The following is a 26,185-nucleotide window of genomic DNA, read 5'->3' on the forward strand; positions in this document are numbered from 1 at the left end:
TGATTGGTTAGGGCACTGTTTTGTGTAGCTTGCCATTTGTAAGTTCATAAGACAAATGCTGTTTCTTTGTAAATAACTCTGGTTCATGACTGACAACTATCAAGACCCTTTCCTTTGACAGTTGGTTGATTAATTCTACGATCTCATCCCTGACAGACCAATCTAGCCCTGCAGTAGGCTCATCAAGTAAAAGTATTTTGGGCTCCCTTAGAAGCTGGACAGCGATTGCCAATCTCCTTTGCTGACCTCCACTCAACCATTCTGGAGGTCGTTTATAGTTTTCTGTCATCAGTCCTACTTTTTTTAGAGCTTTCTCCTGAATATCTATAGCTAATCGTCTATGACCTAGTCTTAACTCTTGTAAGATAGTCAACCCTATAAAATGTCTTTCTGGGAACTGAAAGACAACTCCGCAGAGTGACCTTCTCCTTCTTTCGTTTACTTGATTACCATGCCAGGTTATCAATCCCCTTTGTGGTCGTGACAAACCACTTATGATTTCAATTAGACTTGTCTTGCCACTGCCGCTAGGGCCAAAAATGATTGTCGGCTCTCCAGTTTGAGCGCTTAGGGATATCGCCTTAAGTATAGGGCCTTCGGCAGTGGCTGGATGATAGTTAATTCCTTTCAGCTCTAGCATTGCAAACACTTAACAGGTGTGTGTCTAGTTCCCAGTAAGTTATTTCAGTTGTCAGAATAGTATCTTATTTTTATATCAAATAACAATTACTTTTAAGAGGAATGGAAGTTCGCTTTCGTGAAGTAGACCCTTTTAACTGTTGGCTTTGGCTTCATTTTTCAGATGTACCTAGTGAAGGAGAGAGAAATTATTTAGATGGAATTTTCGATAGCTGGTATGTTTTAGGTCGACTGGGGGGATTTAATTCAGAAAACCTTCAATCCCATTTGGCTGGTAATGAATTAAGTTGGATGACTTATGAGAGTCAAGATGCTTCTGCCATTATGCCGGCATTGATGCATAATTTAGGTCAAATGGAATACGAGGGTGCATGGGCCAGGTGCTGGGTTGATTTGGGGACATGTGATGCGATTGCAATCGATGTGTTGATTAATGCTCTTCTGCAGGTTAATGGTGACGTTATTAAGCTGGAAGAATTTATAATTGGAGGCGTAAATGATGATTGGCCGGTTGAAGATCACCCTGATGCAATTTTTACTTCTCCTAAGGAATAGTAGTGGCTGAATTGAGACGCCTATTGATAGGACAAGATCGTATAGAAAACATTGATAAGAATGATAGGCTTTTATTATTGAAACCCAATGAGACTCATTATCTAACTAGAGTTTTACGACTAAAACCAGGAGATGAAATCTTTATAGTGAATGGGTATGGAAGTCTATGGAGAGGATGTCTAGAGAAATCAGATTCATTAACTCTTCTCTCTTCGCTAACTAATCCAGAAATATTTCATCAGAGAGCTAATCCTTTAATTTGCTTAGCTGTTGTATTGCCTAAGAAAGGGTTTGATGAAATTCTGAGGTTTTGCACCGAAGTTGGTGTTGATATCTTTCAGCCTCTTATATCTGAGCGCAGTATTAATCAAGATATTGGCATTCTTCGACTCAAACGTTGGCAATCCATAATAAATGAAGCCGTTGAGCAGTCTGAACGACTATGGATGCCTGAACTAAGGCCCCCTATTCGCTTTCAAGATTGGGTAACAGAGTCATCGATAGGGGCCGTCTCCATTGGAACCACTCGAGAGAATAGGTATTGTGAGCTTGAAACTTGGTTAGCACAATTGAGTAATGATTTAAGCCATGTATGGATAGCAATAGGGCCTGAGGGAGGGTGGAGCTCTACAGAGTTGTCTTTAGCTTTAAAGCATGGTGCTCAATATGTGCAATTTGGAGAAACAATACTTAGAGTTTCGACAGCGGCAATTTGTTCTGCACAGCTTATGGCTTCTTGGAGAAGATTAAATTATTAGACCTTGACTCTTTTTGCTTTTAGAGTTGTCGTGAGGAGACTTATTGATTGGTTTTTTTACTTGCTAGCTTTTTCTACACTTTCCCCAAACGAATGGCTTATTGCACTATTTTTGAACACTCTATTAATAACGCTCGCGCAGCGTCTGCCCATTTTAACTAAACTTGGATGGTTTCATGCAGGAGCTCTGGGGACAATCCTTTGGGGATGCCTTGGCTGGAAAGGGTGGTTGTCAGTAGTTATTTACCTTTTTCTTGGCTCTCTTGTCACTAAGATTGGCTACACTTACAAGAAATCTAAAGGCATTGCAGAAGCAAGAGGTGGTAGTAGAGGGCCTGAGAATGTCTGGGGTTCAGCAGCAACAGGAGCTTTCTTGGCTGTGCTATTAAAAATTTTTGAAGGGGCGGGCCCACACTTAGAACTATTATGTATTGGCTTTGCCGCTAGCTTTGCAGCAAAATTGGCTGATACTTTTGGTAGTGAAATAGGGAAAAGATGGGGACGCAGACCTCTCTTAATTACTACTTTTAAACGGGTTCCTGCTGGAACTGATGGAGCCATCAGTATTGCAGGCACATTCGCAAGCCTAGTTGGTAGCTTGTTGATGACATCTGTAATGAGCTTGCTTTCTTTTATTCCCAACGGATATGGCTTCCTGATTGTTGTTATATCAGCTTTTCTTGCAACTATTGCTGAGAGTTTCTTGGGCGCCTTAGTACAATTCCGTTTCAGATGGCTGACAAATGAACTTGTCAATAGTATCCAAACTAGTTTTGCAGCATCAATAGCAATACTTCTTGCTTATACAGTCAAAACTTATTAAGTAGTCTAGAAAATATATATAGGCTTCTTTTTTAAGATTATGAGATTATGGTTATTTGTTTTTATTAAAGTCTATCTCAGCCCAATTAACTAGTGAGCTCCAAGTAGAAACTTTTTGGTATATCCAATTGTGGCCATCAGAATTTAGATGTATGCCATCTGGCCCTATAAGGTTTTGCCACGAAGGTTCATTCCTCATTGCTTTGTAAGTAGGAAGAAAAGGTATATCTAACTCTAGACAACTCTCTTCTATTTGCCTTTCATAAATAGCACAGGCCTGGTTGGAGTACCACAGACATTGTGAGAATGGCATATGCTCCTCCTTGACAGGAGTAAGTCCTAGAACCATTACTCGTGTCTGCTTTTTAATATCCTTTAAAAGTCTTCCAAGGCCAAATCTAAATGCTTCAGATGATAGTTGGGGCCTGCCATCCTCTCTACCAATTTTTGCAGTGTCATTTAGACCTATTGAAAGTAGTAAGGCATCAGGAAATTTTCTTCTTAGTTCACCTCGACAAGTCCATTCTTGTTGCCATCGTTTTGCTACTTTTTCAAGTCCATCACCTCTGATGCCAAGCGGGTATATCACTGGAGCATCGGCTAGGTGCATCCAATTTTTTCTAAGCCGTTCACACCAACCACCTTCATTAACGTCTCCCCAGCCATAGACTGAACTGTCGCCAATGACTATTAATTGCTTAGGTGACTTACTCATCAACTATGAATGTAACTTGAGATGGAGTAAAGGTTGCTTTGGTTTTATCTCTTTTAGTAGATAATATTGAAGATGATCACTTAGTAACTCCCCTGTCAACGTAATAATCCCGAAAGTAGCCGTTAGAAGTATCACCTCAGACCAGTTGAAGGAACTTATTGATTCTCGTAATTGCCATCCCAGCCCAGAACCTCCTACTACACCAACAAGGACAGTTTCTCTTAGTATCACGTCAGTTCTATAGGCAGAATAGGCTAAATAACTGTTGCTTTGAGGACAAATTCTTCCATAGAAAAAAGCTGATCTTTTATCTGCACCAAGTGACTTTATTGCATTAAAAATAGCAAGATCTTTGTTGTTAATACTTTCTTTTAGGATCCTACCCATAACGCCCATATTTTGAATCCCTAATGCCAATGAGGCTACTGCAATACTAGGGCTTGAACACATTAACAAAATAAGAGCTGATAAAGGCGCTGGTATAAGTCTGCAAACTATCCAGAGGAAGCTAATTACCTCTTCTCCTAATTTACTAGGCCAAAGTGATAAGAGGATTGGCGGAAGTCCGATTGCTATTCCAGCTGCAAATAAAGTTAGGCAAATAGTTTGAGATATTAAGCTTGCCCATGAAAGTTTATTGAATGAGTATATTAGCTCTTGTATAGAAGGGAGTTGAATTGGATAAAAGACTAATGATCTAGAGATTCCAAGATCTAGACTGTTTAGCCATAAGATGCTTACAACTAATAATATTAATATTGAGATTGATGCGGTAATTGTATAGTTAAAAATATTATTTAAATATAAACTTGGCGTTTGAATCCAGGTAATTACTTTTTCTAAAAAAAATAATATAATTCCAAGCATCCAAAGAGAAGTCCACATCTCATTGAATTCTAATGAGCGAATACTAAGTGTTAACTCGGTACCAATTCCACCAAGTCCAAATATCCCTAATAATGTTGCTCCACGTAGTGCACATTCAAGTCGATAACCACCATATGTTCCTATGATAGGTATTATCTTAGGCGTTAATGCTGTTACAAGTGTTTCAAAAGGGCCTGCGCCACTATGCTTGCTTGCAACAAGACTTCTTATATCTAAACTGTTAATTTGCTCTGCAAATACCCTTGCAATTAAGGCTGAATATGGGATTGATATCGAAATAATTGCAATATAAGGATTTAATCCAAAGACTTGTAAAAGGAGAAGTCCCCAGATTACTTCGTGAATTGCTCTAGGCACTGTTAATGAATACTTTAATATCTTGGACCAAAAGAGATTAACCTTGAATAACTCTGTAAAAATATTAGAAGTGATAACTCCCAGGAATATTCCATTTAGTAGACTAATAGCCCAGGCAATTATAGCTATAGAAATAGTAGTCTTAAGACTATTGAATGAACTTTCAATAACCAATCTATTAATAGATGGTTGAAATGCTGCAAGAAGAAACTTAACTATAATATTAACCCCACCAGTATGAAAGCCTTCAACTAAGCTTTTGCCGACTGGAACTAGTGCTATGGCTGGCACTATTAGAAAAATTGGTTTTGCAATATTTAAAAGTCTCAAGACTAGTTATAAAGCCAATTGAGATCTTTAGCTTCTAAGCTTTCTCTAGGGCTATCAAGGACAATCTGACCTTTTTTTATACCTATAACACGTGTAAAATTATCTATTAATTCTGGCCTATGAAGACTTACTAAGCAGGTATCAGCTATATGCAGACAATCGACTGTTGTTTGCTTTAGTAAAATATTAAGTATCTTTCTGGACATATTAGGGTCTAAATTTGAAAGTGGCTCATCTACAAGTATTATCTCAGCCTGTTGTCGAAGTAACCTTGCAATAGCTACTCTCTGTCGCTGACCACCTGACAATCTCATTACTTGCGAATGAATTAAGTTCTGTTCTAAGTTGGCCGCTTCTATACAGGTATGACAGGCTTTCATGTCTATCGAGCCTATTAAGTTTCTGAGAGCCCATAATAGATTATGTCTACCAAGCGCGCCAGAGTTTATGTTTTGGGCGACAGAAAGCTCTTCTATTAACCTTAGGTCTTGCCAGAGAGTCCCTATCTCTATTTTTCTTTCTCTTGGTAATAACTTTAGATCTTCTCCTTTAAATTTAACTACTCCATTTGTTGGGTCTATGCTCCCATTTGCAACAGCTATTAGTGTACTTTTCCCTGACCCACTCTTACCTAATACAGCGACCTTCTCTCCAGAAAATAGCTCTAACTTTATATGTTTAAGCCTATATTTATTTTGATCTTTAACATTTATATTAATTAGCTCTAGTAACTTTCTCACTTGATTTTACCTAGCTGCCTACCAATTGTTTCTATGTCTCGATATTGGTAGCTATATGCTGGTATGAACTTCTCAGCTCCAAAAAGTTCAAGAATAATTTTCTGGGATTTAGACTCTTTAGTAAAGCTTGTTAAAGTGTCTCTTATCTTATTTGTAAAACCTTTTCCAAAACGCTCATCGATATTTGGTTGGGTAAGCCAGTGATAGTCAAAATAAGGAGGTGTACGCCAAATTACTTTGACTTTACTAGTATCGATTTTATTTGTGGCAATGTTCTGTTTCCATACTTCTTCGTTAAGAGCACCAACTTCATAGGAACCACTTTGTACTAATGCCAATGTTGCATCATGGCTTCCACTGAAGCCTGGCCTGCCACCTTTGAAATCTGTAATTCTAACGCCTGCTTTCTGTAGGAAATGTTGAGGCATAAGTCTACCGGATGTAGAACTCTCTGATCCGAAGGTAAACCTTCTCCCTTTTAGCAAACTCAAGTCCGAAAGATCTTTTATTAAGGGAAGATTGCTTTTTTGATTGGCTATAAAAACACTGTGAAACTTTGCATCAATATCTCTTTGTGCAACAACCCTAGCCCCAGGCTTTTGAATTCTTGCTTGTACACCAGTAAGCCCGCCAAACCATACAAGATCAATACTTTCAGTTCTAAAGGCACTTACTGCTGCAGGATAATTTATTACGGGGATATATTTAACTTCTACATTTAGCTCTTTGCTCAACTCTCTTGCTAGTACAGTATGTAGTCGATTTAGGTGTTCTGGGTTTTGGTCTGGTATTGCGCTAATGATTAATCGCTCTTTTGCAAATGAGGATAGAGACGTATTTTGTAGTTGAAGTATTAGACAGAAGGTAAACCAAATAGCTCGCTTGAAGCGCTTATGGAAAAATGTAGAAATCATGTAGGTGATCAAATTAGTTGTGTTATCAGTTTTTCGAGACGTGCAATACCTTCTTTGATTGTATCTTCTGAAACTGCACAAGATAATCTTACGCACCGATCTTCTCCAAAGGCAATGCCAGGAATTATTGCTAGCCCTACTTTCTCCAAGGCTAATTTGCAGAAACTTAGTGAGTTTGGAAGTGACGGGGCTAATTCTGGGAATGCATAAAACGCACCTTTCTGTGGAATTAACGAAATTCCATTAATACTATTAAGCCCTTTAGTAAGTATTTCTCTTCGTTCGTTATAGCTTCTACTCATTGTTTTTATAGATTCCTTTGGCCCTAGAAGTGCAGCAAGGGCACCACGTTGAGCAAAGCTACATACATTACTCGTACTTTGGCTTTGTAATGCGATGGCAGTTTTAATAAATTCTTTTGGGCCAGCTAAGTACCCTATTCGCCAACCTGTCATCGCCCATGCTTTGGCGAATCCGTTAACAATAAATATTCTTTCTCTTAAGTCTGGAGCAATCGCTGCAAGACTATGATGCGATTCATTTTCAGATATTAGATATTCATAAATTTCATCAGTCATCACTAGGAGTTGTTTATTCCTGCGTAATACCTCAGCAATAGAGATAAGCTCTTCTTTTTGAATTACTCGACCTGTCGGATTGCAAGGAGAATTAAGTATTAAGAGTTTTGTTCTGTTTGTAATCTTCTCTTCTAGTTTTTCAGAACTTAATTTAAAGCCATCTTTGGGTGATGTGTGTAAGGGTACTGGTATCGCACCTGCTAGCTTTGCTATCTCTGGGTAACTCAGCCAGTAAGGAGAGGGGATCAACACTTCGTCCCCTGGGTTAAGGATTATCTGAAATAAGTTGAAAATGGCTTGTTTCCCACCATTAGTTATAAGAATGTTTTCTGCTTTTGATGGGACGTTATTCGAGGTTGTGAGTTTTTGTGCAATAGCCTCTCTGAGTTCTGGATCGCCAGCAGCTGGACCATATCTTGTAATGCCATTTCTTAGAGCTTCTATTGCTGCATTTACAATGTAATTTGGTGTATCAAAGTCTGGTTCGCCAGCGCTAAGGCTGCATATATCTTTCCCTTCCTTTTTTAGTAACTTTGCTCGAGCACTGATCTCTAATGTCAATGAGAGCTGTAATTCTTGTGTTCTTTCGGAGATCAGATGTGATTTACTCATTTTCTGGTATGTTCTCAAAGAAGTTCTCTTAATCAAGACATTTTGCCTGATTCTGTGACCTGAATTACCTAAATCAGTTATATAAAGTCTTGAATGAATAAGATTGAGCCTAATTTTATTATTTCTTCTGACCAGCCTGAAAAGCTTGCTGAGTTTTATGGATTAGTTTTTGGAGGCAAAGTTTCTAAAGGCATCAATAATAACCATTATTCGATTACTTTCAAAAGGGGACTTAAAATACACATCTACCGTCCATCTAACTCTCAAACTTTTGTTCATAGGTCGACTCAATCTGTAGCTATTTGTTTTCAAGAGGAACCCTCAGATAATCCATCGTTAGTAATAAAGGAATGGTACAAAAGGATTTTGCCTTTAGGAGGGAGCCGTTTGGAGGGACCTAGAGAAGAGGAATTTGGTTCTGAAATGTGGATGACTGATCCGGAGGGGAATAACTTTTTGGTGTTTGTTCCCAATAACCTCTGTAATCATTCATAAAATAAGAAAGCATAAAGCTCACTTAAATTGTCAAAAAGCGATTTATCTCAACCAAATATTTCCGAGCAACTATGCAATTGTCTGGAACCTTGCTCTAAAGTTGTTGTAGGCAGGGGCAATCCTTCCGCTCACTTAATGCTTGTTGGAGAGGCCCCTGGAGCAAAAGAGGAATTGCTAGGCAAGCCTTTTGTTGGAAGATCTGGCAAAGTTTTAGATAATTTATTGGAAGTGGTGGGGATTGATCATCAAAAAGATATTTATATCTGTAATGTAATGAAGTCTAGACCCCCTAATAATAGAAGGCCTACTAGGGCCGAGATAGCAAAACACCTCCCTTGGTTAGTCCATCAAATCAAGCTTGTAAAACCCTTTGTTATTGTTTTAGCTGGAGCTACTGCTTTAGAAACATTTTTAGAAATAAAAACCAAAATCACTGTATTAAGAGGCACATGGCAAAATTGGAGAGGAATAGCAGTTATGCCAATTTTTCACCCTTCTTACCTACTTAGAAATCCCTCGAATGCGAAGGGATCTCCTCTTGAACTCACAAGATCAGATTTATTCGAGGTCAGAAAAAGAATGGAGACCTATCAGATTCTTTAGAAATGCCACTCTCATTTTCCAAATCGAGAATTGACTTATGACTTCAGTTTCTTCCCTAGAATTGAACTCCGAATTGCTCTCTCGTCGGTACAGCACTCAGATTCACCGGCGCCCAACAAGGACTGTAATGGTAGGTGACATACCTATTGGTAGTGCGCATCCTGTTAGTGTCCAGTCAATGATTAACGAAGATACATTAGATATAGAAGCTTCTACTGCTGCCATTCGCAGATTGCATGAAATTGGCTGTGAAATCGTTCGATTAACTGTCCCATCACTTTCTCATGCGAAGGCGGTTGGGGAAATCAAGCAGAAACTAGAAAGAAATTATAAACCTGTCCCTTTGGTCGCAGATGTTCACCATAACGGTATGAAAATAGCTCTGGAAGTTGCTAAGCATGTAGACAAAGTAAGAATTAACCCTGGCCTTTTTGTTTTTGAAACCCCCGATCCTAATAGAACAGAATTCTCTGAGGAAGAGATGCAGTTAATAAAAGAAAAGATAGTTTCTAAATTTGAACCAATAGTAAATACTCTTAAAGCTCAAAATAAAGCCTTAAGAATAGGAGTTAACCACGGTTCCTTGGCTGAAAGGATGTTGTTTGCTTATGGCGATACCCCTTTAGGGATGGTTGAATCAGCAATGGAGTTTGTTCGAATTTGTGATTCTTTAGACTTCCATAATATTGTTATATCTATGAAAGCTTCTAGGCCGCCAGTAATGCTTGCTGCATATAGAATGATGGCTGACAGAATGGATAAAGAAGGCTTTAATTATCCATTACATCTAGGAGTAACTGAAGCAGGTGATGGGGATTATGGAAGAATTAAAAGTACAGTAGGTATAGGTACTCTTTTGTCTGAGGGTATAGGTGATACGATCAGAGTTTCTCTCACCGAAGCTCCTGAGAAAGAGATACCAGTAGCATATTCAATATTACAAACTGTCGGTTTAAGGAAGACGATGGTTGAATATATAAGCTGTCCTAGTTGTGGAAGAACATTGTTTAATCTTGAAGAAGTAGTAGCTAAAGTTAGAGATGCTACTTCTCATTTAACAGGCTTAGATATTGCTGTTATGGGATGTATTGTTAATGGTCCTGGAGAGATGGCAGATGCAGACTATGGTTATGTAGGAAAGGGGAAGGGAGTTATTGCTCTTTATCGTGGTAGAGACGAAATTCGTAAAGTTCCCGAGGAGGATGGTGTTAGTGCTTTAGTTGACTTAATAAAGCAAGATGGTAAATGGCTTGAACCTGAAGAAGCGAAATTATGATATTAAAATCAAATCAAAACACTCTTTCTTTTATAGGCAATAAGCTAAGCAAAACCTTACCCTTTTTTAACGGTTTATTACTATTAGCAGCTATTTCTCTCCCAGCTCTCTCATTACCTAGGAACACATCTTTGGTTATAAGAGACAGCCCTAAGGAGGTATTAGACCAAGTTTGGCAAATTATATATAGAGAGTATTTGGACTCAAATGGAAATTATAATGATGAATCTTGGCTAAAATTAAGGAAAAAAGTACTGTCAAATAAATATTACGATTCTGCAGAAGCTTATGAAGCAATTGTATCTATGCTCAAAAGTCTAAAGGATCCATACACTAGGTTTTTAGATCCTAAGGATTACAAAGAAATGCGGATAGATACTTCGGGAGAACTTATGGGTATCGGTATTCAATTATCTTTAAATGAAGAGACTAATGAACTCGTAATTGTAGCTCCTATAGAGGACACGCCGGCCTTTAAAGCTGGTATTCAACCTAATGACATCATTGTCTCAATAGATGATACTGATACAGATGGAATGAGCATTGATGGAGCAGTTAAATTAATCCGAGGTGAAAAGGGAACTAAGGTTACCTTGGGAATAATTAGAGGAACTCAATACTTAAAGGTACCTTTGATAAGGAGTCGAATAGAGATTCGATCTGTCATTAGCAGATTAAATGAAACTAGTAATGGTGGAACTATCGGATATATAAGGCTTAAACAATTTAGTGCTAATGCAGCAACAGAAATGAGATCAGCTATTATTAAGTTAGAGGAGCAAAAATCTCAAGGTTATATTTTAGATTTAAGAGGTAATCCCGGAGGTTTGCTTGAAGCAAGTATAGATATTGCTAGGCAATGGCTAAATACTGGAATAATCGTAAGTACTCTTACCAAAGATGGCATAAATGATTTTAGACGAGCTACTGGAAATGCATTAACGAATAAACCACTTGTAGTTTTAGTTAATGAAGGATCTGCTAGTGCAAGTGAAATATTAGCTGGGGCAATTCAGGATAATAAAAGGGGTATTCTTGTTGGGTCTAAAACCTTTGGGAAAGGTCTTGTTCAGTCAGTTAGGCCTTTAGTGGATGGATCTGGCATAACAGTCACAGTTGCTAAATATTTAACACCTAATGGAACTGATATTAATAAAAATGGGATTAAGCCCGACATAAAAGCATCTCTTAACCTAAATAATAATAAATCTTTCTCTGCCATTGATTTAGGTACTTCTAAGGATAGCCAGTATGTTGTTGCTGAGACAGCTTTATCACGAATAATGTTTAATCTAAATAGTACAAGTTATAAGCAAAATACAGCAAATCTTTCTTTTGCACTAAAATAATAAAACTACTATTTGTCTATCCTTTTATACCCAATCCAGTCTGGAATCATTTGCTGACTTCTATTTTGTAAATCTGGCTCTAATATTACTTCCCAATTACCTTTTAAACCATCTTTTATACCTTTTGAGTAATACCCTTTTATTAGTTGAATGTCATCGCAATGCTTATTTTTAAAATTTTCAACCCACCTTTCTTTGGCTATTTGTTTGGCTTTTTGCTTGTTGGTAGCTACAATTAAATTAAAATTATGTTTTTCATAGAGGTCATTTATCGCATATGCTCCTAGATTTACGAACCATAGGCTCTTAGGAGAACTACTGCTCTTTGATTTATTCTGTAAATTAGTTAAACTTTTAATTCTTACGATATAACCATCAATATATTCAACCTTGATATAGCTATCAATATGGAGTCCATGTAATTTACCAAACCAATCTTGTTGTAATTGCAAGAATGTATCTTCGATATTTTTGCCAATGACCCACCTCACATCATGTAGCTCGATGTTGAAACCTTTTGCTCTTCCCCCAAGAACAACTATATATAGTGACTTGTCTAAGTAACTAACCTCCATGAAACTTTTGATAATCAGTCTATTAACTTAAGTATTTTAGTAGAATAATATTCGTTGAAAATTAAAGAAGTATAAACAATCTTGATTTATAACTTATGTTAGTCAATTGTCTTGATTTATAAATTCAAATTAGCTCATTTCTAACATTTTTTTTATGGGCTTTAGTGCTCGTATTCTTATATCTTCTTTTATTTCGATCTCAGGCTGCATAGTCTCTAGGCAACTTAATAGCTTTTCAATTGTGTTAAGTCTCATGTATGGGCATTCATTACAGCTACATCCATTAATACCTGGTACATCAAAAAACTTTTTTTGGGGCTCTTTTATTTTCATTTGATGTAATATGCCTGGCTCAGTTAAAACTATAAATTCACTTGAATTGCTATTTTGTATATAATCAAGCAATCTACTAGTTGAACCAATAAAATTAGATAAGTCTAACAAATTTTGCTGACATTCTGGATGGGCAATAATTTCTGCATTGGGATGATTAATTTTTAGTTTAAGGACTTCTTCTTCACTGAATGTTTCGTGGACAATGCATGAGCCATCCCATAGGTTCATTTTCCTACCACTTTGCTTTTCTACCCAACGGCCTAGATTTTTGTCTGGAGCAAATATAATATTTACATCTCTAGGAATTTGTTTTACTAATTCAACTGCATTACTACTTGTGCATATTAAGTCACTTTGGGCTTTAATAGCGGCGGAACAATTTATATAACTAATTACATAATGGTCTGAACTCTTATTGCAAAACTTTCTAAATGCATCTTCTGGGCAATCATCTGCCAGCGAACAACCAGCATCCAAATCTGGAATTAATACAGTTTTATTAGGACTTAGGATTTTTGCTGTTTCAGCCATGAAATGTACACCGCAGAAAACTATTACTTCAGCATTTGTTTTTGCAGCTTTACGAGATAGATCCAATGAATCCCCAATAAAGTGCGCTAAATCCTGAATCTCTGGATCTTGGTAGTAATGAGCAAGAATAATTGCATTTTTTTCTCTACACAGCAGCTCAATCTTTTCTCTGATAACTTCCCGTCGCTTGGGAACCGGCATAGCCGTCTGATTGCTTGGAGCCTTTGAAAGCAGTTTCTTTTAGGCAATTTGGGGCAGTATAGAGTCTGGCTTGCTAATCATTGGTTTGAGAGTAATTAATCTCGCAATTGCAGGGGACCTTCATGGCTCTTGGGTGGCAAAAGACAAAGAACTTTTGATTCAGTTATGCCCTGACGCAGTGCTCTTTGTAGGGGATCTATCCGACGGGGGGGACTTGAGATTAATTAAGGCTATTAATTCTGTTCCAATACCTTCTGCAGTGATATTGGGTAATCATGACAGAGGTTTAGAACCTTCTGGTTATCTTTTGCAGCAACAGTTGACTGTGTTGGGGGAAAGAGATTGCTCTTGGCGGCTGCGTGGATGGTCGGAGCCACCTTTATCTGTAGTAGGTGCTCGTCCATGCAGTCCTGGTGGTGGTTATTATTTGTCAAATCAGGTTAAAGGTGTTTTTGGACCTGTCTCTTTGGAGGAATCTGTTGCGCGAATATATAAATCTGCTTTAAAAGCGGCTGAAGAATTTCCTTTGGTGTTGCTAGCTCATGCCGGTCCCACTGGCTTAGGTTCAGATGCTTCAAGTTTATGTGGTAGAGATTGGAAGATTCCAGCAATTGACTGGGGTGATCAGGATCTATCCATGGCTATTGATTTGATTAGGAAAAAGAGAAAGATTGATCTTGTCGTTTTTGGTCATATGCATCATCAGTTAAAACGAGGTAGGGGAAATAGAAAAACTTTTGTAATTGATCAATTTGGGACAGCCTATTTAAATGCTGCTTGCGTTCCCAGAAGGAAGCAAGATGAATTTGGTAATTGGTTATCTCATTTCTCTTGGGCTAAATTTATTAATGGGAAACTTGCCCATGTCTCTCACCGTTGGTTTAGGGAAGATTCTTCTATTGCATTCCAAGAGACCTTATATCAAATTAATATATAAGCTTATTCATTGGATTTATTTTTTTTAACTCCAGTCTCACTTTTACTTAAGGTGGATTTAGCGAAAATATAAGCTGCTATGGCTGATGTCATAAATGCCAATATATTCCTTAGTAGTGGAAGAAATTCACTTGTTCTAGTAACAACTTGTGCTATACCAATTACACCAAATGGAATGATCCAAATCGGGGAGACTAGTAATAACCACTTCCAAGCAATAAGCTGATCCTCATTTCTAGGAGATCCTGCAATACCAGCAATAAAACCTCCTAATATTGATGCTGCTAAAGTCCAAAGCCATTGCTCTTTAGGGAGACCTGGTACTTTTTGGCAGCCACCTTTGTCTAAGCAAAATTCGACAGATTTAACAGCACCAATTATTGCTAAATCCTCTCCATTATCTCTAACGTAAAATTGATTTCCAAAACGGGTTTGCAATTCAACCCAAAATGTTCTTGGCATTAAGGTAAAGTATGCGTCTCCAACATTGAAATTCAGTAGATTCCCCCCTCTAGGATCCGCCACTAATAGAAGAGTCCTTTCGTCCAGATCCCAGTATTCTTTTATTGCTTTTCCAGGTGTATTTTCAAATTGAGTAAGCACTCTTATCTTCCATCCAGTATTAGCCTCATATTCGTTGATAGAACTTTCTAACCTTTCAATTTGATTTGGATTGAAGGATTTTGCTAAATCCAATACAGGAGTTGAATAGTTAGGTAAAAGATTAGGATTGTCAAATGCGTATACAGAATTACAAAAGATAAAAGAACATATTAGTGTTAAAAGGGTTGTTAATAGAGTTAGTCTTTGCAGTGATTTCATTTTTTATTTTTTTAATTAAGGATACTCATTCCAATGGACAGCAAGCTTGCGCAATGTCCTGATTGGCTTGTTCATCATTTTACAGAAGCTGGAGGTGGTCTTAGCTTCTGCAAATATATGAATTTAGCGCTTAATGACCCTGCTAATGGCGCATATTCCACTGGCAAGATAAATATAGGTATTAAAGGCGACTTTGTTACATCACCTAGCTTGACGCCGGATTTTGGGGAGTTGCTTTCATTTCAGTTAATTGAATGGTTAGATCAATTGATGGCCTCTACTAAATTCTCAGAAAAGTTAGTTGTAATTGATATTGGCCCGGGTGAAGGTGATTTGACTTTTGATTTGATAGCGGCTTTACAAAAATTCTCGCCATCCATGCTGAGAAGAATTCAGTTTATATTAGTTGAGATCAATGAGGGAATGAAATTACGACAGAAAAAGAAACTTGAGCAGTTCCCCTCTTCATTGATAAGGTGGGCTAGCTTAGAAGAACTCTCTAGGACTTCACAAGTCGGAGTTATCATTGCCCACGAAATACTTGATGCATTACCTGTCGAAAGAGTTGTCTATAAGAACAATAAGTTGTATCAGCAAGGAGTTAAATTGATTGAAGATTCTGGTAATTACTTTTTAGACTATTTTGATTTGCCGTTACCGAATAAGCTGAATCACTTTATAAGAGATCTAAGCGATTATTGCAAGGTAAATATTCCTCCTGATAAAGCAGCCGAGGGATGGTCTACAGAATTACATACGAATTTAAATAGTTGGTTCGAGAAAATTTCTAAATCTTTGGATTATGGCCTTGTATTAGTAATAGACTATGCTTTAGAAGCAAAACGTTATTACCATGTTAATAGAGATTTAGGTTCAATAGTCTCTTATAAAAATCAGTGCTGTACTTTTAATGTCTTAAAAGATGCCGGACTATGTGACATTACAAGCCATCTTTGTATAGAGTCGATGCAAATTTATGCAAGTAAGCATAATTTATTTAGTAAAGGCATAGTAAGGCAAGGTCAAGCTCTGTTGGCTTTAGGATTGGCTGATATTTTAAGTTCTTTAGCACAGGCCGATAATGTTGACTTGCCTACTGTGCTTAGAAGAAGAGAAGCTCTTCTTAGGTTGGTTGACCCTATTGCTTTAGGGGATCTCAGGTGGCAGGTTTTTGAGTTAAATAAAAATAGAAATGTATATAATTTTGACATAAAATCAAGGCTGTTATATGAACCTTAACCTATTTATTTGGATGCTAACTTCTGAAGTGCTTGTTTGATTTCATTGACGGTAAAATTTTTAATAATTTCTACTTTCCCAATTTCAGTTGGAACGATAAAGTTGATCTCACCATCTTTAACTTTTTTATCACTTTTAAGTATTTCTATAACATCTTCAGCACAAACCCTTGGCCAAATTGTAGGCAACCCTGCTTGACACAGAACCTTACGTTGTCTTTCTAGGTCGCTAATATTCCATATGTTTCGCTCTAAAGCTAGTTGACCTATGGCGATCATGCCCATAGAAACAGCTTCACCGTGAAGCCATGTACCATAGCCACATAAAGCTTCAATCGCATGTCCAAATGTATGACCATAATTAAGTACAGCTCGTATGCCACCCTCTCGCTCATCTAGTTCTACGATATGTGCTTTAGTTTGAACGGACCTTTGGATTATCTCCAATAAAAATCTGTCAGTAAGTGTTTCTAGCTTGTCAAGTCTTGGTGCATCTTCCAGTTTCCGGAATAACTTTTTGTCACTAATAACACCATATTTGATGACTTCTGCCATCCCAGCTTTGAATTCACGTTCGGGCAGGGTTTTTAATGTTATTGGATCAATCAGAACTAGTTTTGGCTGATGAAACGCACCTATTAGGTTCTTCCCTTTGGGATGGTTGACTCCCGTTTTGCCTCCAACAGAGGCATCAACCATGGCTAGTAAAGTTGTAGGAACTTGTACAAAAGAAACTCCTCTTAGCCAGGTAGCAGCTGCAAAGCCTGTCATATCGCCAATAACTCCACCCCCAAGGGCAATCATTAATGAACCCCTTTCAAGTCTTGATGTGTAAGCAGCATTGTGAATATCAGATATGGTTGCGAGATTCTTTCTTTCTTCCCCTGCTTTTATCTCAATTAAGGTTGGGTTGAAGCCATTGTCACTTAGGTTGTGAATAAACTCTTTTCCATAGTGGACTGAAACATCTTTATTGGTAACTACAAGAACTTTTGTTGCTTTCTTGAAGCCTATTTTTTTTAACTCTTCGCCTATTCGCGCTAAACCATTTTTCTTAATTACAACTTCATATGGGTTGTGAGCTAATTTTATTTTTATTCGGATTGAGTTTTGGTTCACAATATTAGAGATGATTTTGGAGATTTCTCATCTAACTTTATTGAGCTTGACTCATTAACCTGAATGTATGAGAAATGAATCATTAACAAGAAATAACAAAGTAGGCCCAACAGTTGGTGTCGTTGGTGGAGGACAACTTGCGCAGATGTTGGCTAAAGCTGCCAGAGAGAGAGGGATTGATTTAATTGTTCAGACTGGATTGAGGAGTGACCCTGCCGTTCAATATGCTAAGGGATTAGTACTTTCGGATACAAGCGATATTAATGGAACAAAAGAACTTGCAAGCAAATGTAGCTGCTTGACCTTTGAGAATGAATGGATTGATGTAACGTCTCTCTCTTCGCTGGCTAACGATAGCTCCTTATTTCAGCCTAGCTTAAATTCAATTAAGCCATTAGTAGACAAACTTTCTCAAAGAAAGCTTTTAAACGATTTGAATATCCCTGGTCCAGAATGGCTGCCCCTAGCATGTATTAAAAAAAAGGATTTAGAGCTTCCAGACGGTTGGGCATATCCAGTAATGGCAAAGGCAGGTAAAGGAGGATATGACGGTAAAGGAACAAGAGTTATAAATGATGCCAATGAACTTAAGGAGCTGTTTTTCTCTGTTGATGTTTCTAATTGGTTCTTAGAGAAATGGATTAGCTATCAAAAAGAGTTGGCAATTGTTGTCAGTCGAGATACCTGTGGACGAATAAACTCTTATCCCTTAACAGAGACTTTCCAACATAAGCAAGTCTGTGATTGGGTTGTTGCACCTGCGAATGTAAGTCATTCAGTCCTTGTCACGGCTTATAACGTAGGTGCTTCGTTATTGAGAGAGCTAAATTATGTAGGTGTACTTGCGATTGAATTCTTTTATGGGGATGAGGGATTGCTCGTCAATGAAATAGCCCCACGTACTCACAACTCTGCTCATTTTACAATTGACGCATGCAGTAGTAGTCAATTTGACCAACAAATATGCATAGCTGCCGGTCTACCAGCCCCTCCGGTTAAATTAGTCGTACCAGGCGCAATCATGATCAATTTGTTAGGCTTGCGAGGCAAAGCAAATTCCTTAGATGAACGATTGGAGAAGTTAAAGCAAATAAATGGCGCAAAACTTCATTGGTATTCTAAAGATAAAGTCTTGCCTGGAAGAAAATTAGGTCATTTAACAGTTCCCTTACTCGATTTAGACCCCACTTCAAGAATTAATAAGGCGACAAGCATTTTAAAAAAAGTAAGAGCAATCTGGCCCTTTTTTGTTCCCGATATCAATTAGATTGACTTTGGACTACCTTGTTGGTGAAGACCTTCCTTAAGTGCTCTGATCTGACTCTTTTTCGACTTGTGGAGACTGTCGTGACGGTGAAGTAAACCAGTCTAGTAACTGGAAATGGAACCTCGCTTTGACTCCTCTTCTGGTTAATCCAGGTCGATGCTCTGAGGTCTCACGGCAAGGTGGTCTTGTACTTTTCATGATTGCAGGACCTAGCCTGCTGGTTTTTAAATGAGGGCACTTTCTAATAAAAAACACTCATTATTCCCAGGAATTTACCATTGACGATTGGTAGCACAGATGTACTATTGCAGAGTTGCTTTGTTTGTTATGGCAAGATTCGTTGTCAGCATTATTTCTGCTTTAGCTTCAATTCCTTTATCCTCTCTTCTCAGGTGCTCAAGAGAGCTTAAAAGACAATCAACTAATGAAGCTTGGCGTTCTTATTCTAAAAGGTATTCAACAAGGTGCTAGCACTTAGTTCAGATCAGCTATTCAATTCGAATTTTAGAAAAATTGGTTCATGGCTAAAAAAATTTCTCTTAAGTCAAGCAAGCTAGCCATTCGTCGAATAGTTCAACAAGATCATGATGCCCTTAAAAATGTATATGTTGAATCTATTGAATTTCAGGGTTCCGGTCTTTATTCCACACAACAAATTCAAGCTTGGTCCTCAAAAGCATTGCTGCCTAATGCGTTCAAGAACATATTTGACGAGGGTAGTGGATGGTTGAGTCTTGAAGACCAGGACATTGCCTCTTTTGCTTTTAGATACCCAAATAATCGCCTAGCTCTTTTGTATACCCTAAATAAATATTCAAGAAGAGGTCATGCGACTAAACTTTTGCGTCAAATAGAACTTGATGCCTTTAATGACGGTCAGGAATGCTTGGTAACAGAGGCGAGTTTACTTAGCCAGCCGTTGTTGCTAAAGCTTGGATGGCAAACAGTTAGCTCAGAGAAGATTATGATTGCAGGTATTTATTTCCAACGTTTTCGTATGCGTAAATTAATAATCCCCCTAAAGCCTCGCTCCTAGAGCCTCATAATTTTTTACGCCACTATTTGTAAGTTATACCAACAATGTGCTAGATGTTGAATATAGATAACTACTTTTAATGTCTCAACTAACAATCAAAGTCAGTGCAAAGGCTGATGCCTTGATCGCCACACTGCAAAAAGAGATCTTTAACCGTCGTCGCAAAAAGGTTACGCCTCAAGGAGTTGTAGAGACTCTTGTCGAGAGTGGTGCAAAATCTCAGTCTGATAAACGTTATGCAGCTTCTTGGAAAAACCTAATCAAGGACATTGAGAAGGCAGCTAGGCAGACTGAGGTTCATGGTAATAAACCTGCCAACGTCAGCTCTGAAGAATGGGCAATGCTTCTTGCTCATCGTACTCGCAAGGCATCTTCAGCAAGAAAATCCCCTGCAAAGAAACCAGCAGCAAAGAAAGCTACAGCAAAGAAAGCTACAGCAAAGAAAGCTACAGCAAAGAAAGCTACAGCAAAGAAACCAGCAGCAACAAAGAAGGTAGAAGCAAAGAAACCAGCAGCAGCTTCCCAAGCAACAGCAAAGCCAAGAAAAGCTAGACGTGCAAGAAGGGCTCCTGCTGCTCCAGCAGCTAAATAGCGATCTTTTGTCAGGACGTTAAGCCTCTTAAGAGGCTTAACGTCCTGACAATCAACTTAATTTCTATTAATACGACCAGGAGATCTTTCCTTTTAACCTCTTATAAAAAAAACTGCGCACTTTTTATATTGCAAGAAAATTTCCTATCGGGTTCTTTTTTGGGATTCAAACCATCTGTAGGCTAGGTATCCGGTAAGAAAGATAAGGAATACAGGAGTTAGTTGCTTTAATGTGAGCCAGATTCCATAAGCAAAAATTGGTAATAAGCAGAGTCTTTTGAACTTCAATTTTTCTTGACTAGTCATGTATTTCCAACGAGGAAATGTCCAGCGATAAAATATTTGCTTCACTATCGCCACCTAATACGATCAGGCCTTTTTTGCTCAATCTTTTTTAGGAAGAGAATTATTCCGGCAATACTCAAAGGTCCAAGAATTGCTACTACGGCAATGAAGGTTTTGATCGAAGGAGCTAAACCGATTATCGAATTATTAATTGCTTCAGTGCTAAGGGTAGGGACAATACCAGTAAGTTTTGCCAAGTCAATAGTCAGATTCATATCAGTAAAGCGAGGAAGTCAATTTTCTTAGGGATCTCTTGTAATTATTTTAAAGACTAAAGCACACACCCAGAAGAGAAAAATCTAGTATTAACAAAGCACCTTCTATAAATTCCAGGATTGTTTTCCTTGAGAAGAGGTTTTTAATTCATATATGCTTTCATTTGTATCAACTGAGAGAAATAATTAACTTTTTTTAAGAAACAATCACCCTATAATGGGATATGAGTATGGAAAAATTAAATACAAACAGTCAAAGAGGTTTTAGAAACGTGTCAGCAGCACTCAAAGCAAAATCAAAAGGCTTGAAAAAAAAGCAAAAGCCTTCTAAAACTGATGCAGAGAGATTGGCAGAAAAATTGTACAAAGAAATTAAGCTTGCTTGGCATTAAGAAAATTCAGCTAATACAACCAATTAATAATAAATTTGAGTTTTACCTTTAGTTTTTAGAGTTCAAGTATTGAGAGCTATTAGTAGCCTAACCAATGCAAAATAGATTTTGCATCTAAAATTTTTCCACACTCTTCGGCAAACTCTTCGTAGTCAGCACCATGCTCGCTTAGAAGTGCATTGGCATCTCTCTGTGATAAACAACCATTAACAGTTGTGCATGCCATAACATCGGCTACATATATGGTTTCATAAACCAAAGAAGAAGTAGTTTCCATAATCATCCTTCTTGAGCTTTTTGAAGATACAAGAAAAAACAAAAAATGCAAGTAGCAGTGTTTCTATTCGTATTAATTGGCTCTGTTGAGCAAGCCCCTTCATAGTTGCTTGTGGAGGGCTTTTCCCTTGTATGGCGGATCTAAGCATTCTTTCTAAATGGACCCTCAAAAGATTAAATCCTAAGAAACCAGTTGCTCCGCACAAAAAATTAATCGCCTAGTTCTACAGTTAAGTTTTAGTCATGTCTACAAAGAATTTTCTAGATATACCTCTAAGTCGCAATTGTTATGCCAAAGGATATCATTATCGAATTCTCAAAGTTTATTCTCTATAGGCTAATAGCCAAACCCTATTCAATGTCTCAACTTAAAGATTCAAATAGTTGCAAGTATCGATGCTCGACCAGTTCAAAGCAACAATGAGCCCTGAAGCACCTAAGCCAAATAGATATATAGAATCACCTAAATGCTATAGCTAATACAAATTTCACTACTATGCAAGGACTCAGGAATCTTTTCGAAAATATTTGAAAAGGCTAGGAATTAAGAGCGTTTTCCCTGATTTTGCATCTTTGTTCAATGCCTGTGCATTCAACGAATGAAGCTTAGCTAGAAGGACCTGCCAAAGGCAACGAAGATCGCAGCGCTATCGACAATACTTTGAACAAGTCTATTTTCAATTGTTGTTGAGGCATTAGTTTATAGACTTGTTCAATATGCCTAGGTGGCTGCTTGCTCGAGAGTATGCATATATAAAAATAGTTCGAGATGCAGTAAATGCCTTGGAGCATCAAATGGTTTTGATGGATGCTTCATTGCTTCAAAAAGGCTTTACAAAGGTTGAGGGGTTGTTGGCATAGTTTTATTTATGCAATTGTCTTTAGTGAACAAACTCTGCCTATCGAAAATGACTTCTGTTGGACTTTATTAGTTTGATTTACTTGCAAATTTTTTTTTTAGTCAACTAAAGTTCAACAAATTAGTCTTATAGGCTTCTAATTGATTTACCTATGCAGATTTTCAAATATCATCTTCTGACTGTGACTTTAAATAGGCCTTTATTCCTAGATTAATACTTAGAAGAATAAGTATGATTACTAGTAAGGGTGCGCTTTGGCTAAAGATCTCTATCAACATGATTGAATCTTACTCTAGTTCTAATAGCATCTTAGATTATATTAATAACTACAATGAATAATCTTCTGATTCAATCTTTGCTTCTTATTGTCGGTTCGATAGGAACTATAGCGGCCTTTTGGTATTTGTTTTCCAGTAACACGAAAACCAAAAAGAGTTTTATCTCTAAGGATGGTACAAGTTTTCGTGATCAGGAATCATGCGATAATTATGAGGTTATTTGCGAGAGATTCACAGGCTTTTTTGACGAAGAAGCTTTAAGAACCAATAAAAAGAAAAATGATTTGACTGGCTTAAGAATTGCTTTCATAAAATTGCTTAAGAGTGACGGTTTTCAAGACGTTAAAACTATGATCAAGTACAAAGATGATTTTAGGAAATTAGCAGATTTATTTGAATTAGATTCGGTTGCTTGAACTCACCAAAATCATTGCCTAATAACTTGTAATCCATACCACCTATTAATAGGCTGAATTTTTGATTGGCAAGAGAATTACCCATAAAGGCCTTTTAGACTTGTAGAGCGACACAAACAATTGACTACAAGAAAAATTTTACTATAGTACAAGTGTACGCATAGTTTTTATGGGAGCTAAGAAAGCCTTGGATATACCAGACGGTTGGCTGTTGGACCCTAAGGGTAATTGGCTACTCCTATTTCATAAGGACATTGCTCCCAAGGATGCCTCCCCTCAGTTTTATATGGACAAGTGGGAAGCAACACAACTCGGGACTCCTTTTAAGTTTAAAAATAGGAGAAAGGTCAATCTAGAACCGGCACTTGAGACTTGGAGAGAGCTGATTGACAATGGTTGGAGACATATCAACAACCAATATGGCAAGTCTATTCTTTGAAGCGTCAAGTTTCGTTTCTTGGAAACTATCTTTTTCTTGTGGAATAGTTCCATTCTCTTATTTTTGTTAGTATTTAAATGTAAGTATTTTTTGGTTAATGAAAAAAGTAAAGTATCCAGAAATTGCCCCATGGGATGGAGGCCCTAATCAGATACATGAAAGCAATGACGAGTGGGTTATGCAAAAGGGAATGTTGGAGGTTATTTTCAGCAGAAATAAGTTAGACAGTAATTACTTCCATATCAGAAGAGGTGAAAAGGAAGAGCAAGTATTCACTTTTCAAGCTCGTTATCTATATCAGGAATTGGTCGATAAGGGATTTATTCTTCAAGGTAAAATTAAGAACTAATTTCTCTTTGCTAGCAGAAGTCTCTCAGTTCTTTCCATTTTGCCAGGCCAGACTCTATATTAGATAAATCGTTGGTTGAACCACTAATCTCGAATGCTTTGATTAGTGATTCAGTCCCTTTGATCCCGTAAATAGCAGCCTTGCGCTGGTTAACGCATCCTTCTAGCTCGTCACCTTGCTTAAACTCATTTTCCGCTTCTTTAAGGTATTTGCTTGCTAACTCACTATTCTCAGTCCATATTTCCATGTATTCTCTAAACTTCTGCGAGGGAGTTGCAAGAGCAGGTTTAGCTAATTGAATAAACAATAAAATGATTATGGATATTACTAGTATAGTTTTACTCATTGGTAATTTCATTTTTCTTTTGGAAAATTCTTTAACTTAGGTGGGGTATTTGTTTTATATTCTATATTTAATTAGAAAAGAAGTCTGAAACTATCGCTAATCAGGACGAAAGACTCTTTTTCCCTGCTACTCAGCGTAACAGAGTTGCTATAGCAAATTCAATCTCTGAGTATATTCCATGCAGTGGGACTGTGCTTGAAATAGCAAGTGGAAGTGGTGAACATGCTGTTTTCTTTCAAACTATCTTCAATCATATTACTTGGCAAACTAGTGATCCACATAAAACTAATAGAAATAGCATCCTATCTTGGATAATCTCTGAGGGATTAACTAGTAGGATGAAAGAGCCATTAGATATTGATGTCAATATTGTTCCTTGGCAAGTTTCCAACTATTTAAGTTCAAGGATTAGAGCGATAGTATGTATAAACATGATCCATGTCACAGAATGGTCTTCTACTTTATCTCTTTTCAATGAAGCCCTTAATCATCTTAAGAAGGGTGATCCACTTATCATTTATGGCCCATTTAAAAGAAATGGGAGATATACAAGTATTAGCAACGAGAATTTTGATAAATCATTGAAGATTATAGATTCAAATTGGGGACTGCGAGATCTTGATCTAATTAATAAGTTAGCAATAGATCTTGGCTATAATAATTTAAACATTATTGATATGCCTGCAAATAATTTCTTGGCTGTTTATAGGAAAAACCTATAATTGATTTTCATAATTTAACTTAATTAATTTGTTAACTCTAAACCAATATTTTTAAAATAAGCTCATTTGATAGCTTTTCTTTGTGGATAACATTGGTTTTACAATCCAGCCTTCTGGGCTCCATTTATCTAAAAGAATTCTTTCCAAGGTTCTTAATTCAAGAGCATCTTTTTGTTTAATCCAGTAATTCTCAAACCCCATAGAGATTATGAGTGGCATTCGAGAATGAATAGGCTTAACAAGATTATTTGATTGTGTTGTGATCACAGAACAAGTGTCTATTTCTGATCCGTCCGCACTAATCCATCTATTCCAAAGGCCAGCCAGCCAAAATACAGCAGAATCTTTTCTCTTTATTAGATGGCTTTTTTCATAAAAGGCAGATGCAGGGATTAGACAGCGATGATGCCTCCAAGCATTTCTAAAAGTGGGTTTATCTAAAATTGTTTCGGCTCTTGCATTAAATGGTTTAGGACATTTCTCTAAATTCTTGGCCCAACTAGGGATTAGACCCCATAGCATCAAGGAAGCAGAAGTCTTCTCACCTTCGGCTTTTAAGGAAAGGATTGGTTCAGATGGTCTGATTAGCTCACGAGGTTGATAATTCTTTTTATGCTTTGAGCTTAAGCTGTTCTTTATTGGTCGAGGCAGATTTTCCAGGTCAACTGAGAGTGAGTAAGTTCCACACATTCTTAAGACGAGAACAAATAAAAAAAAACCCTCGGCAACTACTCCGAAGGAATGTCTCAACTATCTGCATCTAAGCTTATATAGCTTAATTAAGCAATGCCTTCTCTAGAGAAATCATTGTCAGTGAATTGTTGGTAAACTGAATAATAAAATCAGACATCTAAGAAAGCTTGATAGTGGTGCCAAGTCTTTGGAAGGAACAAGCAGTAGTGACTAGATGAGCTTTCATCAATAATGAAGACTTGTCAGCAAGCTTTAGAAGAAGGTATTTGATAGTGGTGTTTCTTTAACTGGTACTTCCACTCACATAATTTATAAAAATCGTTTATCTTGCATGAAATTTCAAAGAATTAAAGTTGATCAACGAGTTTTTAGTGCTTCTATTCTCTGGGATCTTGGCCTTTTTAGGGATCAAGATACTTTTTTCAGGTTTTGATGATGATGACAGTGGTAATGGAGGAGATGGAGGTCTTATGCAACCTGTTTTAGACCCAGCATTAGCAGCTTCTCAGGCTTAGTTAAGTCATATAGGCTTAATATTTTTTGTGGCAAATAACACAGTAGACAAATTAATT

At 37.3% G+C, this 26,185-nt stretch carries 33 protein-coding genes and 1 other RNA gene; 20 read left to right on the forward strand and 14 right to left on the reverse strand.

Annotation, left to right across the window (positions count from 1 at the left end):
* Positions 1–7: 7 nt before the first annotated feature.
* Complete coding sequence (locus tag P9211_RS03785; RefSeq protein WP_012195332.1) at positions 8–640, reverse strand: ABC transporter ATP-binding protein; 633 nt, start codon at positions 638–640, stop codon at positions 8–10.
* 101 nt (positions 641–741) lie between these two features.
* Here P9211_RS03785 and P9211_RS03790 point away from each other — a divergent pair, with 101 nt between their 5' ends.
* The 3 genes from P9211_RS03790 to P9211_RS03800 are packed head-to-tail and all read left to right on the forward strand — an operon-like array spanning position 742 to position 2,774.
* A complete protein-coding gene (locus tag P9211_RS03790; RefSeq protein WP_012195333.1) occupies positions 742–1,194 on the forward strand; it encodes a DUF3531 family protein in 453 nt (150 codons plus the stop codon).
* 2 nt (positions 1,195–1,196) lie between these two features.
* The gene (locus P9211_RS03795; protein ID WP_012195334.1) at positions 1,197–1,952 is read left to right on the forward strand and encodes a 16S rRNA (uracil(1498)-N(3))-methyltransferase; all 756 of its coding nucleotides are present in this window, start codon (positions 1,197–1,199) and stop codon (positions 1,950–1,952) included.
* 30 nt (positions 1,953–1,982) lie between these two features.
* The gene (locus P9211_RS03800; protein WP_012195335.1) at positions 1,983–2,774 is read left to right on the forward strand and encodes a TIGR00297 family protein; all 792 of its coding nucleotides are present in this window, start codon (positions 1,983–1,985) and stop codon (positions 2,772–2,774) included.
* Positions 2,775–2,825: 51 nt separating this feature from the next.
* Here the strand turns inward: P9211_RS03800 and P9211_RS03805 are convergent, their stop codons facing one another.
* Genes P9211_RS03805 through P9211_RS03825 form a run of 5 tightly spaced genes read right to left on the reverse strand, consistent with a single transcriptional unit; the run spans position 2,826 to position 7,907 of the window.
* On the reverse strand, positions 2,826–3,488 hold the full coding sequence (locus tag P9211_RS03805; RefSeq protein WP_012195336.1) for a GDSL-type esterase/lipase family protein: 663 nt from the start codon (positions 3,486–3,488) through the stop codon (positions 2,826–2,828).
* A 3-nt stretch (positions 3,489–3,491) separates the two neighbouring features.
* Entirely contained in the window at positions 3,492–5,024 is a 1,533-nt protein-coding gene (locus P9211_RS03810) for an ABC transporter permease subunit (protein ID WP_012195337.1), read from the reverse strand.
* Positions 5,025–5,065: 41 nt separating this feature from the next.
* The gene (locus P9211_RS03815) at positions 5,066–5,803 is read right to left on the reverse strand and encodes an ATP-binding cassette domain-containing protein (RefSeq protein ID WP_012195338.1); all 738 of its coding nucleotides are present in this window, start codon (positions 5,801–5,803) and stop codon (positions 5,066–5,068) included.
* Positions 5,800–6,717: a putative selenate ABC transporter substrate-binding protein gene (locus P9211_RS03820; RefSeq protein ID WP_049750853.1), complete on the reverse strand. Its 918-nt coding sequence runs from the start codon at positions 6,715–6,717 to the stop codon at positions 5,800–5,802. Before P9211_RS03820 ends, P9211_RS03815 begins: the two co-directional genes overlap by 4 nt.
* An 8-nt stretch (positions 6,718–6,725) precedes the next feature.
* The gene (locus P9211_RS03825) at positions 6,726–7,907 is read right to left on the reverse strand and encodes a pyridoxal phosphate-dependent aminotransferase (protein WP_012195340.1); all 1,182 of its coding nucleotides are present in this window, start codon (positions 7,905–7,907) and stop codon (positions 6,726–6,728) included.
* Positions 7,908–8,000: 93 nt separating this feature from the next.
* Here P9211_RS03825 and P9211_RS03830 point away from each other — a divergent pair, with 93 nt between their 5' ends.
* From P9211_RS03830 to P9211_RS03845, 4 genes are read left to right on the forward strand one after another with little or no spacing between them, the layout of a single operon-like run.
* Positions 8,001–8,402, forward strand: coding sequence for a VOC family protein (locus P9211_RS03830; RefSeq protein ID WP_012195341.1), 402 nt, complete (start codon positions 8,001–8,003; stop codon positions 8,400–8,402).
* A gap of 27 nt (positions 8,403–8,429) precedes the next feature.
* Positions 8,430–9,005: a uracil-DNA glycosylase gene (locus P9211_RS03835; RefSeq protein WP_012195342.1), complete on the forward strand. Its 576-nt coding sequence runs from the start codon at positions 8,430–8,432 to the stop codon at positions 9,003–9,005.
* A 37-nt stretch (positions 9,006–9,042) separates the two neighbouring features.
* Positions 9,043–10,281, forward strand: a complete 1,239-nt coding sequence (ispG, locus tag P9211_RS03840) for a (E)-4-hydroxy-3-methylbut-2-enyl-diphosphate synthase (protein WP_012195343.1) — start codon at positions 9,043–9,045, stop codon at positions 10,279–10,281.
* Positions 10,278–11,630, forward strand: a complete 1,353-nt coding sequence (locus tag P9211_RS03845) for a S41 family peptidase (RefSeq protein ID WP_012195344.1) — start codon at positions 10,278–10,280, stop codon at positions 11,628–11,630. Before ispG ends, P9211_RS03845 begins: the two co-directional genes overlap by 4 nt.
* Positions 11,631–11,638: 8 nt before the next feature.
* On the opposite strand, the gene P9211_RS03850 is transcribed toward P9211_RS03845, so the two are convergent.
* On the reverse strand, positions 11,639–12,205 hold the full coding sequence (locus P9211_RS03850; RefSeq protein ID WP_012195345.1) for a DUF1543 domain-containing protein: 567 nt from the start codon (positions 12,203–12,205) through the stop codon (positions 11,639–11,641).
* A gap of 129 nt (positions 12,206–12,334) precedes the next feature.
* Positions 12,335–13,273: a quinolinate synthase NadA gene (nadA, locus tag P9211_RS03855; protein WP_012195346.1), complete on the reverse strand. Its 939-nt coding sequence runs from the start codon at positions 13,271–13,273 to the stop codon at positions 12,335–12,337.
* Between the two features lie 94 nt (positions 13,274–13,367).
* Here nadA and P9211_RS03860 point away from each other — a divergent pair, with 94 nt between their 5' ends.
* On the forward strand, positions 13,368–14,210 hold the full coding sequence (locus P9211_RS03860; RefSeq protein ID WP_049750895.1) for a TIGR04168 family protein: 843 nt from the start codon (positions 13,368–13,370) through the stop codon (positions 14,208–14,210).
* Between the two features lie 2 nt (positions 14,211–14,212).
* On the opposite strand, the gene P9211_RS03865 is transcribed toward P9211_RS03860, so the two are convergent.
* Complete coding sequence (locus tag P9211_RS03865) at positions 14,213–15,031, reverse strand: hypothetical protein (RefSeq protein ID WP_012195348.1); 819 nt, start codon at positions 15,029–15,031, stop codon at positions 14,213–14,215.
* Between the two features lie 33 nt (positions 15,032–15,064).
* Here P9211_RS03865 and P9211_RS03870 point away from each other — a divergent pair, with 33 nt between their 5' ends.
* A complete protein-coding gene (locus P9211_RS03870) occupies positions 15,065–16,270 on the forward strand; it encodes a class I SAM-dependent methyltransferase (RefSeq protein ID WP_012195349.1) in 1,206 nt (401 codons plus the stop codon).
* A gap of 5 nt (positions 16,271–16,275) precedes the next feature.
* Here P9211_RS03870 and aroB read toward each other — a convergent pair whose 3' ends face one another.
* Positions 16,276–17,388 (reverse strand): 3-dehydroquinate synthase, encoded by a 1,113-nt coding sequence (gene aroB, locus P9211_RS03875; RefSeq protein ID WP_012195350.1) that lies wholly within the window; start codon positions 17,386–17,388, stop codon positions 16,276–16,278.
* Positions 17,389–17,455: 67 nt separating this feature from the next.
* Between aroB and P9211_RS03880 the strand changes: the two genes are divergently transcribed.
* From P9211_RS03880 to P9211_RS03890, 4 genes are all read left to right on the forward strand, one after another.
* Positions 17,456–18,655 carry a 5-(carboxyamino)imidazole ribonucleotide synthase gene (locus P9211_RS03880; RefSeq protein WP_012195351.1) on the forward strand — a complete coding sequence of 400 codons (1,200 nt, stop codon included), beginning with the start codon at positions 17,456–17,458 and terminating at the stop codon, positions 18,653–18,655.
* A gap of 6 nt (positions 18,656–18,661) precedes the next feature.
* Positions 18,662–18,845: non-coding RNA, 6S RNA (gene ssrS, locus P9211_RS09310), on the forward strand.
* A 330-nt stretch (positions 18,846–19,175) separates the two neighbouring features.
* Complete coding sequence (locus P9211_RS03885; protein ID WP_012195352.1) at positions 19,176–19,691, forward strand: GNAT family N-acetyltransferase; 516 nt, start codon at positions 19,176–19,178, stop codon at positions 19,689–19,691.
* Positions 19,692–19,770: 79 nt separating this feature from the next.
* A complete protein-coding gene (locus tag P9211_RS03890) occupies positions 19,771–20,283 on the forward strand; it encodes a hypothetical protein (RefSeq protein ID WP_012195353.1) in 513 nt (170 codons plus the stop codon).
* A gap of 349 nt (positions 20,284–20,632) precedes the next feature.
* Here the strand turns inward: P9211_RS03890 and P9211_RS03895 are convergent, their stop codons facing one another.
* The gene (locus P9211_RS03895) at positions 20,633–20,842 is read right to left on the reverse strand and encodes a hypothetical protein (RefSeq protein ID WP_012195354.1); all 210 of its coding nucleotides are present in this window, start codon (positions 20,840–20,842) and stop codon (positions 20,633–20,635) included.
* A 224-nt stretch (positions 20,843–21,066) separates the two neighbouring features.
* On the opposite strand from P9211_RS03895, the gene P9211_RS09560 reads away from it, so the two are divergent.
* Positions 21,067–21,234, forward strand: a complete 168-nt coding sequence (locus P9211_RS09560) for a hypothetical protein (protein ID WP_012195355.1) — start codon at positions 21,067–21,069, stop codon at positions 21,232–21,234.
* A gap of 79 nt (positions 21,235–21,313) precedes the next feature.
* Here the strand turns inward: P9211_RS09560 and P9211_RS03900 are convergent, their stop codons facing one another.
* Complete coding sequence (locus P9211_RS03900; RefSeq protein ID WP_041391097.1) at positions 21,314–21,511, reverse strand: hypothetical protein; 198 nt, start codon at positions 21,509–21,511, stop codon at positions 21,314–21,316.
* Between the two features lie 716 nt (positions 21,512–22,227).
* On the opposite strand from P9211_RS03900, the gene P9211_RS09565 reads away from it, so the two are divergent.
* From P9211_RS09565 to P9211_RS03920, 4 genes are all read left to right on the forward strand, one after another.
* Complete coding sequence (locus P9211_RS09565) at positions 22,228–22,371, forward strand: hypothetical protein (RefSeq protein WP_159088370.1); 144 nt, start codon at positions 22,228–22,230, stop codon at positions 22,369–22,371.
* A 330-nt stretch (positions 22,372–22,701) separates the two neighbouring features.
* Entirely contained in the window at positions 22,702–23,064 is a 363-nt protein-coding gene (locus P9211_RS03910; protein ID WP_012195357.1) for a hypothetical protein, read from the forward strand.
* 169 nt (positions 23,065–23,233) lie between these two features.
* Positions 23,234–23,503, forward strand: a complete 270-nt coding sequence (locus P9211_RS03915; protein WP_012195358.1) for a DUF1651 domain-containing protein — start codon at positions 23,234–23,236, stop codon at positions 23,501–23,503.
* Positions 23,504–23,600: 97 nt separating this feature from the next.
* The gene (locus P9211_RS03920; RefSeq protein WP_012195359.1) at positions 23,601–23,852 is read left to right on the forward strand and encodes a hypothetical protein; all 252 of its coding nucleotides are present in this window, start codon (positions 23,601–23,603) and stop codon (positions 23,850–23,852) included.
* A gap of 10 nt (positions 23,853–23,862) precedes the next feature.
* Here the strand turns inward: P9211_RS03920 and P9211_RS09750 are convergent, their stop codons facing one another.
* Positions 23,863–24,198 carry a hypothetical protein gene (locus P9211_RS09750; RefSeq protein WP_041391483.1) on the reverse strand — a complete coding sequence of 112 codons (336 nt, stop codon included), beginning with the start codon at positions 24,196–24,198 and terminating at the stop codon, positions 23,863–23,865.
* A gap of 92 nt (positions 24,199–24,290) precedes the next feature.
* Between P9211_RS09750 and P9211_RS03930 the strand changes: the two genes are divergently transcribed.
* A complete protein-coding gene (locus P9211_RS03930; RefSeq protein ID WP_041391100.1) occupies positions 24,291–24,920 on the forward strand; it encodes a DUF938 domain-containing protein in 630 nt (209 codons plus the stop codon).
* A gap of 51 nt (positions 24,921–24,971) precedes the next feature.
* Here the strand turns inward: P9211_RS03930 and P9211_RS03935 are convergent, their stop codons facing one another.
* Positions 24,972–25,670: an SOS response-associated peptidase gene (locus P9211_RS03935; protein WP_225866217.1), complete on the reverse strand. Its 699-nt coding sequence runs from the start codon at positions 25,668–25,670 to the stop codon at positions 24,972–24,974.
* A 296-nt stretch (positions 25,671–25,966) separates the two neighbouring features.
* On the opposite strand from P9211_RS03935, the gene P9211_RS09570 reads away from it, so the two are divergent.
* On the forward strand, positions 25,967–26,128 hold the full coding sequence (locus P9211_RS09570) for a hypothetical protein (protein WP_159088371.1): 162 nt from the start codon (positions 25,967–25,969) through the stop codon (positions 26,126–26,128).
* Positions 26,129–26,185 lie beyond the last annotated feature (57 nt).

The sequence above is a fragment of the Prochlorococcus marinus str. MIT 9211 genome, assembly GCF_000018585.1.
Taxonomy (GTDB): domain Bacteria; phylum Cyanobacteriota; class Cyanobacteriia; order PCC-6307; family Cyanobiaceae; genus Prochlorococcus_D; species Prochlorococcus_D marinus_B.